12 protein-coding genes and 1 tRNA gene are annotated in these 14,882 nt (G+C 37.4%); 4 read left to right on the forward strand and 9 right to left on the reverse strand.

Annotated features, from left to right (window positions below; all coding sequences use genetic code 11):
* Positions 1 to 9: 9 nt before the first annotated feature.
* The 4 genes from tilS to spoIIE all read right to left on the reverse strand — a co-directional run bounded on the left by tilS (position 10) and on the right by spoIIE (position 5,596).
* Positions 10 to 1,401 carry a tRNA lysidine(34) synthetase TilS gene (gene tilS / locus B494_RS0100065; RefSeq protein WP_017470312.1) on the reverse strand — a complete coding sequence of 464 codons (1,392 nt, stop codon included), beginning with the start codon at positions 1,399 to 1,401 and terminating at the stop codon, positions 10 to 12.
* 60 nt (positions 1,402 to 1,461) lie between these two features.
* Entirely contained in the window at positions 1,462 to 2,385 is a 924-nt protein-coding gene (locus tag B494_RS0100070) for a protein kinase domain-containing protein (RefSeq protein WP_017470313.1), read from the reverse strand.
* The gene (locus B494_RS0100075; RefSeq protein WP_083855693.1) at positions 2,351 to 3,109 is read right to left on the reverse strand and encodes a vWA domain-containing protein; all 759 of its coding nucleotides are present in this window, start codon (positions 3,107 to 3,109) and stop codon (positions 2,351 to 2,353) included. Before B494_RS0100075 ends, B494_RS0100070 begins: the two co-directional genes overlap by 35 nt.
* A gap of 63 nt (positions 3,110 to 3,172) precedes the next feature.
* Positions 3,173 to 5,596 carry a stage II sporulation protein E gene (gene spoIIE / locus B494_RS0100080; protein ID WP_144032144.1) on the reverse strand — a complete coding sequence of 808 codons (2,424 nt, stop codon included), beginning with the start codon at positions 5,594 to 5,596 and terminating at the stop codon, positions 3,173 to 3,175.
* Positions 5,597 to 6,044: 448 nt separating this feature from the next.
* Here spoIIE and B494_RS0100085 point away from each other — a divergent pair.
* A tRNA-Met gene (locus tag B494_RS0100085) sits at positions 6,045 to 6,121 on the forward strand.
* Positions 6,122 to 6,203: 82 nt separating this feature from the next.
* On the opposite strand, the gene B494_RS0100090 is transcribed toward B494_RS0100085, so the two are convergent.
* Genes B494_RS0100090 through B494_RS0100110 form a run of 5 tightly spaced genes read right to left on the reverse strand, consistent with a single transcriptional unit; the run spans position 6,204 to position 10,697 of the window.
* Positions 6,204 to 7,025, reverse strand: a complete 822-nt coding sequence (locus B494_RS0100090) for an energy-coupling factor transporter transmembrane component T family protein (protein ID WP_017470316.1) — start codon at positions 7,023 to 7,025, stop codon at positions 6,204 to 6,206.
* A complete protein-coding gene (locus B494_RS0100095; protein ID WP_017470317.1) occupies positions 7,022 to 7,879 on the reverse strand; it encodes an energy-coupling factor transporter ATPase in 858 nt (285 codons plus the stop codon). The genes B494_RS0100090 and B494_RS0100095 overlap by 4 nt, the downstream gene beginning before the upstream one ends.
* On the reverse strand, positions 7,870 to 8,685 hold the full coding sequence (locus B494_RS0100100; protein WP_017470318.1) for an energy-coupling factor transporter ATPase: 816 nt from the start codon (positions 8,683 to 8,685) through the stop codon (positions 7,870 to 7,872). The genes B494_RS0100095 and B494_RS0100100 overlap by 10 nt, the downstream gene beginning before the upstream one ends.
* A gap of 21 nt (positions 8,686 to 8,706) precedes the next feature.
* The gene (gene menA / locus B494_RS0100105) at positions 8,707 to 9,645 is read right to left on the reverse strand and encodes a 1,4-dihydroxy-2-naphthoate polyprenyltransferase (protein WP_017470319.1); all 939 of its coding nucleotides are present in this window, start codon (positions 9,643 to 9,645) and stop codon (positions 8,707 to 8,709) included.
* Between the two features lie 14 nt (positions 9,646 to 9,659).
* Positions 9,660 to 10,697, reverse strand: a complete 1,038-nt coding sequence (locus B494_RS0100110) for an FAD:protein FMN transferase (protein ID WP_017470320.1) — start codon at positions 10,695 to 10,697, stop codon at positions 9,660 to 9,662.
* 352 nt (positions 10,698 to 11,049) lie between these two features.
* Here B494_RS0100110 and B494_RS0100115 point away from each other — a divergent pair, with 352 nt between their 5' ends.
* From B494_RS0100115 to B494_RS0100125, 3 genes are all read left to right on the forward strand, one after another.
* On the forward strand, positions 11,050 to 12,912 hold the full coding sequence (locus B494_RS0100115; RefSeq protein ID WP_017470321.1) for an FAD-dependent oxidoreductase: 1,863 nt from the start codon (positions 11,050 to 11,052) through the stop codon (positions 12,910 to 12,912).
* A 411-nt stretch (positions 12,913 to 13,323) separates the two neighbouring features.
* The gene (locus B494_RS0100120; RefSeq protein WP_017470322.1) at positions 13,324 to 13,851 is read left to right on the forward strand and encodes a Gx transporter family protein; all 528 of its coding nucleotides are present in this window, start codon (positions 13,324 to 13,326) and stop codon (positions 13,849 to 13,851) included.
* Between the two features lie 31 nt (positions 13,852 to 13,882).
* Complete coding sequence (locus tag B494_RS0100125) at positions 13,883 to 14,863, forward strand: polyprenyl synthetase family protein (protein WP_017470323.1); 981 nt, start codon at positions 13,883 to 13,885, stop codon at positions 14,861 to 14,863.
* The last annotated feature ends 19 nt before the right edge of the window (positions 14,864 to 14,882 follow it).

A 14,882-nucleotide genomic window follows, 5' to 3' on the forward strand; every position in this document is an offset into this window, starting at 1 on the left:
CTAAAACCTTTAAATAAATTGGTATATCAATTTTAAATAATGATCCCTATAGTCGCCTTTAAGGTCAACTCCCTTAGCCAAACCAAGCACCCACAAGATTCGATCATCTTCGTCCACGAGAATTGGCCACTGATCACGCTTATACAATGGAACTTTCTTATCAATGAATAAATCCTTTAGCTTCTTTCTCCCATTTAAGCCAGCTAAATCAATACGATCACCAGGCATACGTGTGCGTATCATTAACGAAGGATAGTCATCAAAACCATTAACAGGTAAGTAAAATGTCATTGGATTTGTTGCTGTGGGTTTTACGTGAACAAACTCCGCTTGTATAATGTGCCCCTCGGGTAAAACAGTTTGCCCTGGCACTTTCAAAGGCACGCAATACGGGGTCGTACCTTGTTCAAAATAAAAGTGTAAAGTTTGATATGATTTAACCATTTTTAGCGCTGATGGTAAATCTACAGATGCATTAGCACGACCACTATCAAGAAGGGTAAAGAATTGCTGTTCATGTCGATAGCTTAAACCATCTGGCAGGGTATCATATAGATAGTTTAATATTAGATGAAACAACCTTCTTTGTAAAGCACGGGGATGCTTTTTCAATTCATTAATTTGACAGGAAACTTCCTTAGCCTGTTCATGGTAATTTAATATTGAAGCACTTAACATTTCAGCTTGGTTCGTTAAATAGGCTACATCATCCTCCATTTTCTCAGTCGTATGCAAAATAGATTCCGCAAGATTGGGGTTTTGTCTTTTTAATAACGGCAAAATATGTATTCTAAAAAAATTCCTTGTATAAATATCAGCTTCATTTGAGGGATCACGGCGTGGCACGATATGATTTTCTTCACAATAGTTTTCTATCCTGGCTTTCGCAACTGATAATAAAGGCCGAATCAACCAGCCATTAGAGAAAGGTCTCGACTTTCTCATTCCTTGAAGCGCTTCAAGCTCCGTCCCTCTAGTCAAGCGCATATAGACGGTCTCGATTTGATCATCACTGTGATGACCTAGTGCCAAATAATCCGCTTGATGTTTTTCCATAGCATCTGCAAATACTTGATAACGAAGAATTCGAGCAGCTTTTTGTGTGCCATAACTGTACTTCTCTTTTAAGGCATTCACATCAATATAATGTGCTTCAAAGTCGACTTTATACTTTTGACAAAAGGTGCGTACATATTCAAGATCTTGCTTTGACTCCGCACCTCTTAATCCATGATCAACTGACACAACAATTAAATCTAATTGCCATGAACGGCTTTTTCCAATTAAATAGTGGAGAAGCGCCATTGAATCTGGCCCTCCCGAGACACCAACTATTATTTTAGCTGGATAAACCAATAAACGATGTTTTTTTATATACTTATCAACCATTTCTGTAAACATTTATAATAACCTTCTTTAAGCATTAACTTATTATGATAACTATCCTACCAGAAACAACCCCTAATAGAAAGTGGCAAGAAAAAATAGAATGACACTTATTGAAATGCATATCACAATCTCTAGCCAATCTATATCTCGCTTCTGTTGCTGTACAGCTGATCTTTTTGTTGTTAACTGTCGGGTTCGTTTTTTAAAATCCTGCTGCATCTCCTGACTATTTTGATATTGCCCTAATAGAGCTTTATGAAAAATAGGATCATAGGGTTTCAAGGGAGACGCCTGCTTTAATTTGGTTATTAAATACTTCTTCGGCTCTTTCGTTCGCCCAAATTGATTGGGATATGCAAAGCGGAGTGCCATCATTGCTAAAGCAAACAAATCATAAGCTGGATCAGCTGTGCGATTGCCACACTGCCAGTAGCCACGGTCATAAAATTCTGTATACTCTTTAACTGATCGTCCGATCAACGTTACACCTCCTACATCAATAAAACGAAGGCGAATTGGACGATGGGTGACAATGACATTTTCTATTTTTAAATCGCCTAAAATAAAACCGACGCGATGAAGTTGCTCTAACTCTTCTAGGAGTTGAGGAAATAGCACACCTAACCACTGCCTACCACGCTTGTTTAGAAATGTATCTAGCGACTCTCCTTGAACATACTCCATTGTATAAAAAGGATAACATTCCCCTCGTCTATCTATCCAATCATCAATTTCGTATAAAGAAGGTCCAGGGCTTTCACCTTGGACCTTCGCTAGTTTTTTTAAAACATTAATCTCTGATGTAATAGATGCAGCCTTATCACTAATTTTTAACGCTACCCATTGGTTATTGTCTTGCTTAGCTAAGTACACGGCACCAACAGCACCTGTTCCTAGCTTTTCTTTAATATAATATGTGCGTTGATGCCACTTTCCTCTTAAACATGTACCTGGCTTAAAGTTAAAAACCGAAATCGGCTTGCTCTGATTCAGCATCTTTTCTTAAGCTCCTTAATAAGCCTCCCTCACTAAACTGGTGGAGAGCTTCTCTTAAAGCAGGACCTGTGGGTGTAATCCCGCCACTTGTCAGTTTAGGAAACACGGAAGATAATTTATCCAAGTCTGATGACCATTCTAATATTTTATCTAATGCCTTTTTACGCCCTGGAAATGAGTAGATAGCAAATTTATTATCACCAGCTCTAGCGTTCATACTTATTGATAAATCAATTAATGCTTCTTTGACTGTATTTAATTTCTTTTGCATACTTGCGCTCGTATCGACTAACACAAGCAACTGCATATCACACGTTTCCGTTAAGTCATCAACCACTTCCATCACCTCACCTCTTTGATCAGGCGGTAAGGCTTCAATTGATTGATTATCCCCTAAAATCTGTCTTAGTTCTTGGTTGACAACCCCCTGAAGGGTTTGTGTCATTGCTTGCTTTGTCACTGCCTGTACGGTTTGTGTTAACACTTGCGGATAAACAATTTGACTTACGCCTCCACCTGAAGACGCAATATCTTCTACTTCTACTAAACTGTCAGAGTCTGTATCGCCTTGGTCAAGTACACCAATCACATTGACTGTAATGCCTGCTTCACGTATCATATTGGCGATTAAGGTTGGATCTTCTCCTTTGTTAGAACAGCCATCAGTAATCAATAAAATTTGCTTTAGCTTTCCTGTTCGCACGTACTCCTGCCTCCTATCAATTAAACTACTATCATTCTCGACTTCTTTTCTGTTTTTTATACGACTAAGTCGAAAACAATCTCCTTAAGATTTTGCATAGCATTGATAGTGAGGCACCGTTGCCCATTTAGATTGAAAATGATTAATCTTACCAACCAATATCGTCATGTCATCCTCTATTGTGCCTGACGATAGTCGAATCACTTCCTCAAGAATAAGATCTGCAATTTCTTGAGGATCATTGGTTTCCATCTGTTTAATAATTCGTTTTAACCAAATGTCTTGATTCTCTACAGTTTTAGGCGCTTCAAAGATACCATCACTTGTCATTATCAAGAGATCATCATCTTGCAATTGTTCGTCGACCACTTCTACATCGAATTCCTTTACAATACCTATAGGCAGATTACTTGATTCAATTGCAGAAACGTTCTTACCTCTTTTTATATAACTTGGTGTCGAGCCTATTTTTAAAAATTGGACGACGGCTGATTGTAAATCAACCATAGCTAAATCCAAAGTTGAAAAAATCTCATCCGTCATACGTAAAGACAGAATGGAATTAATCGATTTAATCGCCACTTGTTCATCAATACCTGATTGAAGAATTTGTTGGAGTAAGCGCAACGTTTGCATGCTTTCTTCTCTTGCCCGCTTTCCATTCCCCATGCCGTCACTAATTGCTAACGCATACTTTCCAGTGGCTAACTCCATGGTTGAATAACTATCACCCGAGATAAACCCACCACCTCGCGCAGCATGGGCAACACCGACTTCTAATTGATATGTCTTTGCTGATCGAAAAATCAAAAAGCAATAACCATTAGGCATTGGCGATACTTCTTCTTCACTAACAATCACATTTTCTTGAAGAATATCAGATAAAATTGGCGCAATGATCTTCGCCCCTTCATCATGGTAGTGATAAACAGACAATGTTATCTCTATATCAATCTCGCCTTTCTGCAATGAATAAATGTCTAGCTGGTCAATTTCCATTCCAATTGATTGAAGTGCTGTTATAATCTGTTGCTCTTGTTGTTCATGATATTGGCGTTCATTAATAATTTCCTTTGCAAAATTATCCATAACCTCCGACACACCTAATAACTGATCTGCTACAAAACGTCGACTCTCTCCAACCTGCTTTCTTAATTGTTGATTTGCTTTATAATAAGATAATTCTTCTTTCATTACCGCCTCCACCTTATGCGCCTTTTGACAATGCTTTTTAAACTTCGATTCTGTTAATTGAGAAATCGAGCCGCTTTGAGTCAACTCCTTCTTCATGTTTTCCATATGTTGATAGGTATCATCAAAATGTTTTGCCCAACACCATGATTTTTTAAAGCATGTCTGACACGTTCTCTCTGTCACATGACTTAAGAAATCGTCTGTCTCTACGGCATCATTTATCTGTTCCTGTTGCTCAATTAGTTTCCCTGTAAAAGTCTTTGATAAGGCTTCAAACACATCAGAGAATTGCTCCATCCGACTTGCTGTAACATCCCGTAATTTTTGTAAATACTGCTGTTGTTCTTCAATTTGCTCATTTGTTCCAGGAATATAGCGAGCGATTTTGTTTATCATTGTATTTGGTGTAATTATAAATAAGAAAATCGCTATTAACGATGCTAGTACAGATGGGAATAAGGCTCCCATTTCGAAACCATAAATGCCAAGCAAAAACGTACCAAGTAGTAGGCCTACACTAACCATCCACTTTTTCCCTTCCTTCATCAACCCACCTAGCAATCCACTAAAAGCAAGTAAACTCATTTGAGTTAAAGTTGTCTCATTAACTAAGCTTAATATTAGACCAATCACCACACCTACAGTCGCGCCAACTGTTGGACCTCCTGTTAATGCAAGTAATAAAATAAAATAACGAGAGATAACATAATCTAAATGCACACCACCTAGAGTTAAACCCGTCACACCACATAAAACTGATGCTGCTAAAATGACTAGCGATATCAGCTCTTCATTCTTAAGATTCGTTTTATATCGTTTAGGTGTTAATAATGGGGTGCTCTGTATGAAGATTAGAAATAAAACAGCCGTTATCAGTGCCTCGGTTATAGCCATAACAATTGTGTAGCTAGACCATTGATTCATTAGGCTATAATAAGCTAACCGACTTAACAAACTGGACGCTATAAGAATATATGGAAGATATCTCTTAGAGTGCACAAATAAACCCAAGGATATAAAAAAACCAAAACACAAAAAACTAATTAACGTTATGATAAAAGGGGAGAAGCCTAAAGTAAGCACGCCTAGCAGGCTAAACATCATAACCAAACGACAACGTTCTTTTTTAACAACCCAAACACTTGCTAAGTAAGCTAATGAAAAGGGAATAAGCTCCTCTAAAATAATAGCTCGTCCCAATAAAAAACCGATTCCATACAATAATAAATCTTGTTGCTTAATAAATTGGAAACTATGGTGAAGCCATTTGGTCTTCGTTTTAATCTGTGTTCTTTCTAAATAAGAATTTGTCATTATACCCACTATATTCTCACCTCTCTAATATTATACCCACTATTTAATCACATCCTTTTTTCATAATTTGTCAAAACAGCTCTAGAATATAATAAAATGATTCGACTTCTTTCTATAAAAATTAATAGAAAAAAGATACTGCACTTCCCCCACCACTGCACAACATTAGGCTGACAGACGGTAATTAATAGAGGATTTACTTCTTTTTCTATATAACTTTTTTCTTTGGATAAAAGAACGGTTACCATCGAAATTCAGCAAATTATAGCTGTTTGTGATTATTATTAATGAACAAAAAGAAATCAGAGATGACACAAACACTAATACTCATTAGCGATTTATTGAAGCCATATGAGTTCAATAGCCACAAACCAATCAAACAAAACTATTGACATGCCTTCTTTGCTGTTGTATTATATCACTTGTGACTTTAAAGTTTTTCAACTATGGCGGTGTAGCTCAGCTGGCGAGAGCGTACGGTTCATACCCGTGAGGTCGGGGGTTCGATCCCCTCCGCCGCTACCATTATTCAAATAAAACATTTACATTAATATTATATAAAAAGGAAACAGCGAGGTGTGCACACACCTCGCTGTTTTGTTGAAATCTATATATTAAATAATAGAACGAAATCAAATGTATTAAAAAAGGTAACACCTAATGTTAAGACAATTAGGCATACAATAGCCGCAACATCTCTCAAGTGCCATTTAAGCTGGCGAAAGCTTGAACGTTTTTCCCCAGAACGATAACCCTTTACTTCCATAACATCAGCCATTTCCTCGGCACGCTTTAATGAACTAACAAACAAAGGTAGCACAATAGGGACAAGCTTCTTCATCTGTTCAATTAAGTTTCCTTCACCAAAAACAACACCTCGAGCGCGTTGGGCATCCATGACCTTCTGTGTCTCATCTAGAAGATTAGGAACAAACCTTAAGGAAATCGAAAGCATTAAAGCAAAGTCATCAACAGGAATACGAAGCAACCGCAGGGGCTTAAAAAGTGCATGAATAGCATCAGTTAAATCAATTGACTTTGTCGTTAAAGTCACAACGGTTGATATGAGTATGATCATGATAAAGCGGCTAAACGTATAAAAGCCTGACAATAAGCCAAACCTGGAAATCATAATCGGTCCTAGACTAAAATAAATCGTCCCTCCACCTGTAAACAAAACACGGAGCATAACAGCAAATAGAATTAACCAGATTAGCGGTTTGACCCCCTTGAGATAAACGCTATAGCTAACTCCAGATAATCGCATTAACAAAAAGGTAAACAAGAATAACCAGATGTAGCCTTGTCCATTTTCAACAAAAAAAAGAAGACCAATAAAATAGAGAGCGGCCACTAATTTCAAACGCGGATCTAAACGATGCAAATACGACTCTCCAGGAAAATAACGCCCCAAAATTAATTTATTCATACTAGCTGCTCCTTTATCAGGTTAGCAGCCAATTCAGACCGCGTTAAACTAACTTGGCTTAGCTTAATACCTTTTTCTTGTTCAATACGCCGTTGCACCCTTAATGGTTCAGGCATATCAATAGCCAACTCATTTAGACGTGATTCATCACCAAAAAACTGACGCACGGATTGATAACTTGCTACACGTCCATGATCTAACACTAAAACGTCATCAGCATAAGTCGCGACGTCATCCATATCATGTGTCACTAAAAGGGTTGTTGCTTTGTGCTCATTATGCCAGCACTTTAACATAGACAAAATCTTCTTTCGGCCTTCTGGATCTAACCCTGCACCTGGCTCGTCCAACACCAATACATCTGGGTTAGTCGCCATAATGCCCGCTATCGCCACACGCCGTTGCTGACCTCCTGATAACGAAAATGGTGAGCGTTTTAATAAATCAACGGATAACCCTACTTTATCTAGACTGTCTCGGACAGCTTTTTTTGTTTGCTCTTGAGTAAAACCGAAATTTATCGGACCAAATGCTATATCCTGTTCAACGGTTTCAGCAAATAATTGTGCTTCAGGAAATTGAAACACCATGCCTACTCGCTTTCTCACTTGATTTAATATCTTCTTTTCACCGTTAGCATTTATCGTTAAGCCACCTACATGAACCTCTCCCGCTGTCGGAAGTAGCAAACCGTTTATTAATTTCAACAAACTCGATTTTCCCGCACCCGTATGCCCAATAATTGCTGTAAATGTACCCGTTGGTAATTCGACATTAATATCATTAATTACATTAGCGGTTCTGATAGGGCCTAACTGATAATCTGCCCTCACATGTTCAAATCTCACCTGCATATCCACGCCACCAATTCATCTTCTGTCATATAACCATCTGGCACTTCAATTCCTTTTCCTTTTAACTCTTGGCGCAATTGCTCCGCAAAAGGCGGTTCTATATCAGGGTTTTTTTGGAAGATCGCTTGCGGTTCCCCTTGATCGATTAACTTTCCAGCGCTTAGGACGAGTAATTGATCAGCCAAAGTCGCTTCTTCTCGATCATGTGTAATCGAAAGGATGGTTAAATTTAATTTCTTTTGTATGTTTTTTAATACCTTTAGTAATTCTCGCCGACTCTTCGGATCTAACATAACAAACGCCTCATCAAAAATCATTAAATCTGGTTGTAATGCTAACACGCCTGCTATAGCAACCCTTTGCTTCTGTCCACCCGATAATTGTGATGGATCTTTATCCCGGAAATGATACATATCAACAAGTTTTAACGCTTGAAATACACGCGTTTCCATCTCATGATAATCAAGATTTAAGTTCTCCAATCCAAACGCAACATCATCTTGAACAGTTGTACCAATAAATTGATTATCAGGGTTTTGAAAAACGATGCCTACTTTTTTTCTTAAATCCCATTTGCTTTGCTCATTTAATATACAATTATTAATAAAAATACTACCTTGCTCCGGTTCAACTAAGCCTACGATTAATCTGGCGAGAGTCGATTTTCCTGATCCATTGTCCCCTATCACCGCTGCCCAATCGCCTCGTTTAATTGTAAATGAAACAGCAGATAGAGCATAATCGTCGGTACGAATATCATAACGAAAGCTTAAATCTTTTACAGATAATATCGGTGAACCATTCATGTCTATCTGCCTCCTTCTCATCTATAATAATAAAGCAACAATAAACATAATAACAACCGATCCATTCATAAGCACTAAATTTTTAATAGCTACGACAAAAGTTTCTGATTTAACTTGTTTATGATTGAATTGTTGGATTTGCTTATATACAGGGTAAATGATCAACAACACGAGCAAGAGGACTGCTGGTAATGAACCTAAGAAAACAGCAATCACTAGCGCAAGAAAACTCATATAATAAAGGCCATTAAATAGTAATACTGCATTTTCCTTTCCTATATAATAGGGTAAGGTAAAACGAGAATTAGCGATATCTTCATCTAAATCACAAATATTATTGGCTAGCATCAAGTTAGCAATAGTGAAAATGCTCGGTATTGAGATCAATAGTATTTCTAACAACAAGTATAGATCGGCTTGAAAGTGAACCATTCGACCTTCCCAACCTAAGTGAACAATACCTTGGTCAAATGCATTAACATATACTGCTAAAAAGACAATACCAAAGCCCATTGTTACACCAGAAAACACCTCTCCTAATGGCATCCGTGATAACGGAATAGGACCAAACGTATAAAAAATTCCAATAGAAAAACACAGCACACCAATTAATAACACAAACAAATCGGTTCGAATGACAAGCCACAATCCCAATCCTACAGCTATGGACAACATAATAAAAATCGTTATAACGACAATCCGCTCAGGAATTTGGGCTTGCCCAATAATATTGCGTGTTTCTCTATATTGATCTGAACTTGCTTTGCGATAATCCATATAATTATTAATCGCCGTCGTTGTTAAATCGAAGATAAGCATTGCAATAAAGAATATGACTGTATTAACAATACTAAAGCTTTGATAACGATAAATAACAAAAAGTAATCCGATTAAAAATGGAAATACACTAGCTATTTTGGTTTGGATTTCAACTAATTTTAAAAATGCTGATATCGTCAACTTCATCACCTTTTCTAATGACTAATCAATTCAAATGCTTCATTTGTTAATTCAAACACTTCAGTTAATCCTGCAGTTAATAAAATTTCTCTGTCTCTTGTTACAAAGATAGCCTCTGCACCCTCCATTGCTTCAATAAAGGCCTTCCCTTCTTCTAACCCCTTAGCAAAAACAATGGTTGAAAGGGCGTCACCATCTACCGAATAATCACTAATAATAGTAACACCTGCAATTTCGTTATCAAATGGATAACCCGTATCTGGATCAAGCAAGTGATGATATTTTTGTCCATCTTCTTCAATGTAGCGCTCATAGATGCCAGAAGTGACAACAGACTGATTGGTCGCTTCAATCCGTCCGACGAGCTCACCACGAGCTAAAAACGGATTCTGGATTCCTACTGTCCAATCATCCCCTGAAGGTCTTGTACCTCTAACATAAATATTTCCACCTAAGTCTAAAATCGCTGTAGTGACACCTTCTGCTTCAAATAATTGATTAACTTCATCTGTAATATAACCTTTGGCAATTGCACCTAAATCTAATTGCATACCTTCATCAACTAAATATACGGATTGATCTTGATCATCAATCTCAACTTTTTCATGATCAATGAGCGGCAACACGTGATTAATTTCTTCTTGATCCGGTACCCGAGCATCATCATGCCCAATACGCCAAAGGTCTGTTAACGGACCAATCGTTATATCAAAGCCACCTTCTGAATCATCTCCATAGGCTAAACTTGCCTTAATTAATTGATAGAGTTGATCAGAAACTTGAACAGGTTCAACCCCTGCTTGACGATTGATTTCCGATACTTCAGACGTATCAATTTCTTCACTCATTATATGTTCGAGCTCATCAATACGCTCCATGGCTAAATCCAAGACATATTCCTTATCTTCATCATATATACTTAAATTAATGACCGTACCAATCAAAAATTCAGTATCGCGATGGGGAGAGTCTAATAAGCCATCATTTGATGAACAACCGAGTAAAACCAGCAAAATAGCCCCTATAATAAAGATCAACTTTTTTTGAAACATATCACTTGCCCTCTCTTTCTTAAATTAACAACATTCAATGTGAATTCATTCACATTGAATTACTCTGGGATTGAGTATATCATCGTCTTTGTTAACTGTCTATTAGACAAAATTCGACACCTTAAATAATAAAAGCAATCATATCCTATGATAGCGGTTTTTATAAAAGATGTGAATACTTATTGAACTTTTTTGTATGATAATTAGGTGAAACTTTATAGATTTTTTTATATATAATCTTTAAAAACCCTAGACACAAAATAAAATCAGCGTTACAATAAGTAACGGTTGTTCATAAATTCACAACAAATCTCGGTTTACAACTATTTATATTCAAAAGGAGTGAACATAAATGCCAAACAAGAATATTGTCATCATTGGTGCTGGTTATGCAGGTGTACACGCCGCAAAAAAACTAGCAAAAAAGTTTAAAAAAGATGACACCGTGTCAATTACTTTAATTGATCGTCATTCTTACCATACAATGATGACTGAATTGCATGAGGTTGCAGCGCACCGTGTTGAACCTGACGCGATTCAATTCGACCTTCGTCGCTTATTTAACCGTACAAAAGTGAAACTTGTCACAGATAATGTAACACATGTTGATCATGATACGAAAAAGGTGACGACTGCACACGGAGCATATGATTATGATTATTTAATTTTAGGTATGGGTGGAGAACCAAATGATTTTGGCACACCAGGTGTAGCAGAACACGGTTTCACATTATGGTCTTGGGAAGATGCTGTAAAGTTACGGGAACATATTGAAAACACCGTAGCAAAAGCAGCGACGATTCATGATGAAGCAACACGGCGCGCCATGCTAACATTTGCTATTTGTGGTTCTGGATTTACCGGTATTGAACTTGTCGGTGAAATGATTGAATGGAAAGAGCGCTTAGCTAAAAACAACAAAATTAATGCAGATGAAATTTCTCTTTACGTGATTGAAGCTGCTCCAACGATCCTTAACATGTTAGAACGTCGTGATGCTGACAAAGCAGAAGCTTACCTACTCAAACATGGGGTAAAAGTTCTTAAAGAATCACCAATCGTTGAAGTACGCGAGAATGAAATTGTATTAAAAAGTGGTGAAACGATTCCAACCTATACACTGGCTTGGACTGGTGGCGTCAAAGCTAACTCTGATACAGAGGAATATGGTATGGAGCAAGCTCGTGCTGGTCGTTTGAAAGTCAACAAATATATGGAATCTGATCAATACGATGATGTTTATGTTGTGGGTGACTTGGCTTATTTTGAAGAAGAACCAGGAAAGCCAACACCACAGATTGTAGAAGCAGCTGAACAAACAGGTACAACGGCAGCAAAAAATATTATTGCAGACATTAAAGGTGGAGAGAAAGTAGCTTATAAAGGAAAATACCATGGTATTATGGTGTCGATTGGAGCACGTTATGGCGTTGCAGACCTTATGGGCTTACACTTAAGTGGATGGTTTGCGAATTTTGTCAAACACATGGTGAACTTATACTATTTCTTCGGTATTGGTAGCGGCTATTATATGTTTAAATATATAGAACATGAATTTTTCCATACAAAAGATAAGCGTAATATTTTCCGTGACTTTTTAACACGTTATGGAAATGTACTGTGGAGCTTACCACTTCGAGTTTTTGTTGGTGGATTCTGGCTTGTTGAAGGTGGATCTAAACTTTGGGGATATGAAGTTTGGGAAAATGCAACTTCAAGTTTTTCCAACATCGGTCAATTATTTAGAGGTTTAGGTGAAGATTCTTGGCTCGTTTCATCGACTGTACAAATGGATTTCCCATGGTTACAAGATGCAACAAGTGCAGCTACTGAAGCTGGTGGCGATTGGGCTGATCCAATCCTTAGTGAAATGCCAGGATGGTTTGCTTGGATCATGCAAATTATGATGCCAACACCAGAAATTGCTTTATTTATGCAAAAAATGATGGTATTCATTGAGATTGCGATCGGTTTAGCTATCATTGTCGGCTTGTTTACTTGGTTAGCTAATGCAGCAAGTGTCGGTTTTCTTATCATGTTTACTTTAACAGCGATGCTAGGCTGGGATAAGGTATGGGCCCTCCCTGCTTCGATTGCACTTATGAATGGCTCTGGACGTACATTTGGTCTTGACTATTGGGTTGTACCATTTATCCAGAAAAAGTTGGGCCGTTGGTGGTACGGAAAAGAACAGGCCATCTATCAAGATAAATAAATTTTCTAATCAATCAGCGATTGGCTCTTTTAAAAGAGCCTTCGCTATCTTGTTTATCATCATGTATAATTGAATTATTCAATAGGCTGAACGCAGATTTTGACGATCATTGCGTTTTTTTTCTGAAAGGAAAATGATCAAAATATTAAAGGGAAAGAAAGAAAATCAATTTATTACAGCTAACCGTCCGCAAAATACCGGGCTTTTAAGTGATAGATAACGGATGCTAATATCTTGAATACACTCAACAGCTAATCAGTGGCAGAAGAAAGAAAAAAACTCTGACTGAAGGTTGATTTTATATAGCAAAAAATAAGTGTGTGTATTTCTTTTTTTCCTTTTACTGTTTTTATTTACAGATCGACTAGACATACGTTTTAATCGGCTTAGAAATGAAGGGGTGTTATTGTTATGACTAAAAACCAAAGGTTGGTCTATATCGCATTGCTAGCTGCTCAAGCCGTCATTATTAGCCTCCTAGAACGCGTGATCCCTTCACCGTTTTTTTTCGCACCTGGCGCTAAGTTAGGACTTGCTAATATCATAACTTGCATGGCCTTGTACACACTACCTGTTAAAGATGCCAGTAAAGTGGTCTTGATACGCTTAGTATTAGCTACACTACTTAGTGGCACTATTTCTACATTTATGTATAGTGGTGCCGGTGCCTTGCTTAGCTTCTTAGGTATGCTGCTTGTAAAACAATTGAGATTTGCTAATGTTAGCCTAATTGGTGTAAGTGCTACCGGCGCTGTACTCCACAACGTTGGACAATTATCAATTGCAAGTTGGGTCGCTCAGTCATGGTCTGTTATGCTTTACTTACCGATTCTTTCCTTAATTGGCATCCTGACTGGAGTAGCCATAGGTATTACTGCCAACTATTTATTAACACACATAGAAAGATTACACTATTATATGGATTTACAAACCATGTAGCAGACATTGAAACGAAAGAGGTTTTAAAAACATGGAAATACATCAAATGTGGCGTGATTATCCAGAATTAAATCAAGATTTGATCAAAGTCATGCAATTAATAGAGGACCATATACGTATCAGAGACAAGCGCGTGAATGAAACCCTTAAAGATGTTATTCATGCTGGTGGCAAGCTACTGAGACCTGCCTATACATTACTTTGTAGTCAAATAGGTGCTGAATATAATAAAGATAAAGCAATTGCAATTGCAGCGGCTTTAGAGACTCTACACATGGCAACGCTTATTCATGATGATGTTATTGATCAAGCTGATACGCGTCGTGGAAATGCCACTTTACAAACAAAGCATGATAACAAATTTGCTATATATGCTGGTGATTATTTATTTTCGATCTGTTTTTCTATACTGGCTAAACATGCTGATTCCATTTCGCAATCAATGTATAATATACGGAGTATAGAGAAACTTTTAATTGGTGAACTTGATCAACTCCACTCTAGGTTTCAACCTCCTAACAGTGTAAAAAGCTATTTATCAAGAATATCAGGAAAAACAGCACAGCTTTTTGCGTTAAGCTGTTATACAGGCGCAGTAGAAAGTAAAGCAAGTAAGCGCCAAGTCCGGATAGCATGGAACATGGGTCATTATATTGGGATGGCTTTTCAAATTATCGATGATATCCTAGATTATCAAGGTTACGAAGAGCAAATAGGTAAACCTGTGATGGCAGATGTCCAACAAGGTATTTACACATTACCGTTAATCTATGCGATGTTGGCTAACCCAGATGAAGTATCTGAGATTTTAGCCAATGACAAACCTTATTCTAAGTCTGATTTAGATAAATTAAGTGCCATTATTAGAAAGACTAAAGGTATTGATAAGGCAAAGAAACTTGCTGAACGTTATACGAACAAAGCATTGCGTGAATTAGAAAAGTTACCAAATGGGCATTATAAACATCATTTATATCAATTAACGTCACAAATGCTTAAACGGACCAGTTAAGGCTAAGGCCAACTGCATT

The organism is Amphibacillus jilinensis Y1 (assembly GCF_000306965.1).
Classification (GTDB): Bacteria; Bacillota; Bacilli; order Bacillales; family Amphibacillaceae; genus Amphibacillus_C; species Amphibacillus_C jilinensis.

Coding starts and splice junctions, on each gene's coding strand:
- B494_RS0100110 (WP_017470320.1), bottom strand. CDS start 10,697: ATGTTTCAAAAAAAGTTGATCTTTATTATAGGGGCTATTTTGCTGGTT.
- B494_RS0100115 (WP_017470321.1), top strand. CDS start 11,050: ATGCCAAACAAGAATATTGTCATCATTGGTGCTGGTTATGCAGGTGTA.
- B494_RS0100100 (WP_017470318.1), bottom strand. CDS start 8,685: ATGAATGGTTCACCGATATTATCTGTAAAAGATTTAAGCTTTCGTTAT.
- B494_RS0100095 (WP_017470317.1), bottom strand. CDS start 7,879: ATGCAGGTGAGATTTGAACATGTGAGGGCAGATTATCAGTTAGGCCCT.
- spoIIE (WP_144032144.1), bottom strand. CDS start 5,596: ATGACAAATTCTTATTTAGAAAGAACACAGATTAAAACGAAGACCAAA.
- B494_RS0100125 (WP_017470323.1), top strand. CDS start 13,883: ATGGAAATACATCAAATGTGGCGTGATTATCCAGAATTAAATCAAGAT.
- B494_RS0100120 (WP_017470322.1), top strand. CDS start 13,324: ATGACTAAAAACCAAAGGTTGGTCTATATCGCATTGCTAGCTGCTCAA.
- B494_RS0100070 (WP_017470313.1), bottom strand. CDS start 2,385: ATGCTGAATCAGAGCAAGCCGATTTCGGTTTTTAACTTTAAGCCAGGT.
- B494_RS0100090 (WP_017470316.1), bottom strand. CDS start 7,025: ATGAATAAATTAATTTTGGGGCGTTATTTTCCTGGAGAGTCGTATTTG.
- tilS (WP_017470312.1), bottom strand. CDS start 1,401: ATGTTTACAGAAATGGTTGATAAGTATATAAAAAAACATCGTTTATTG.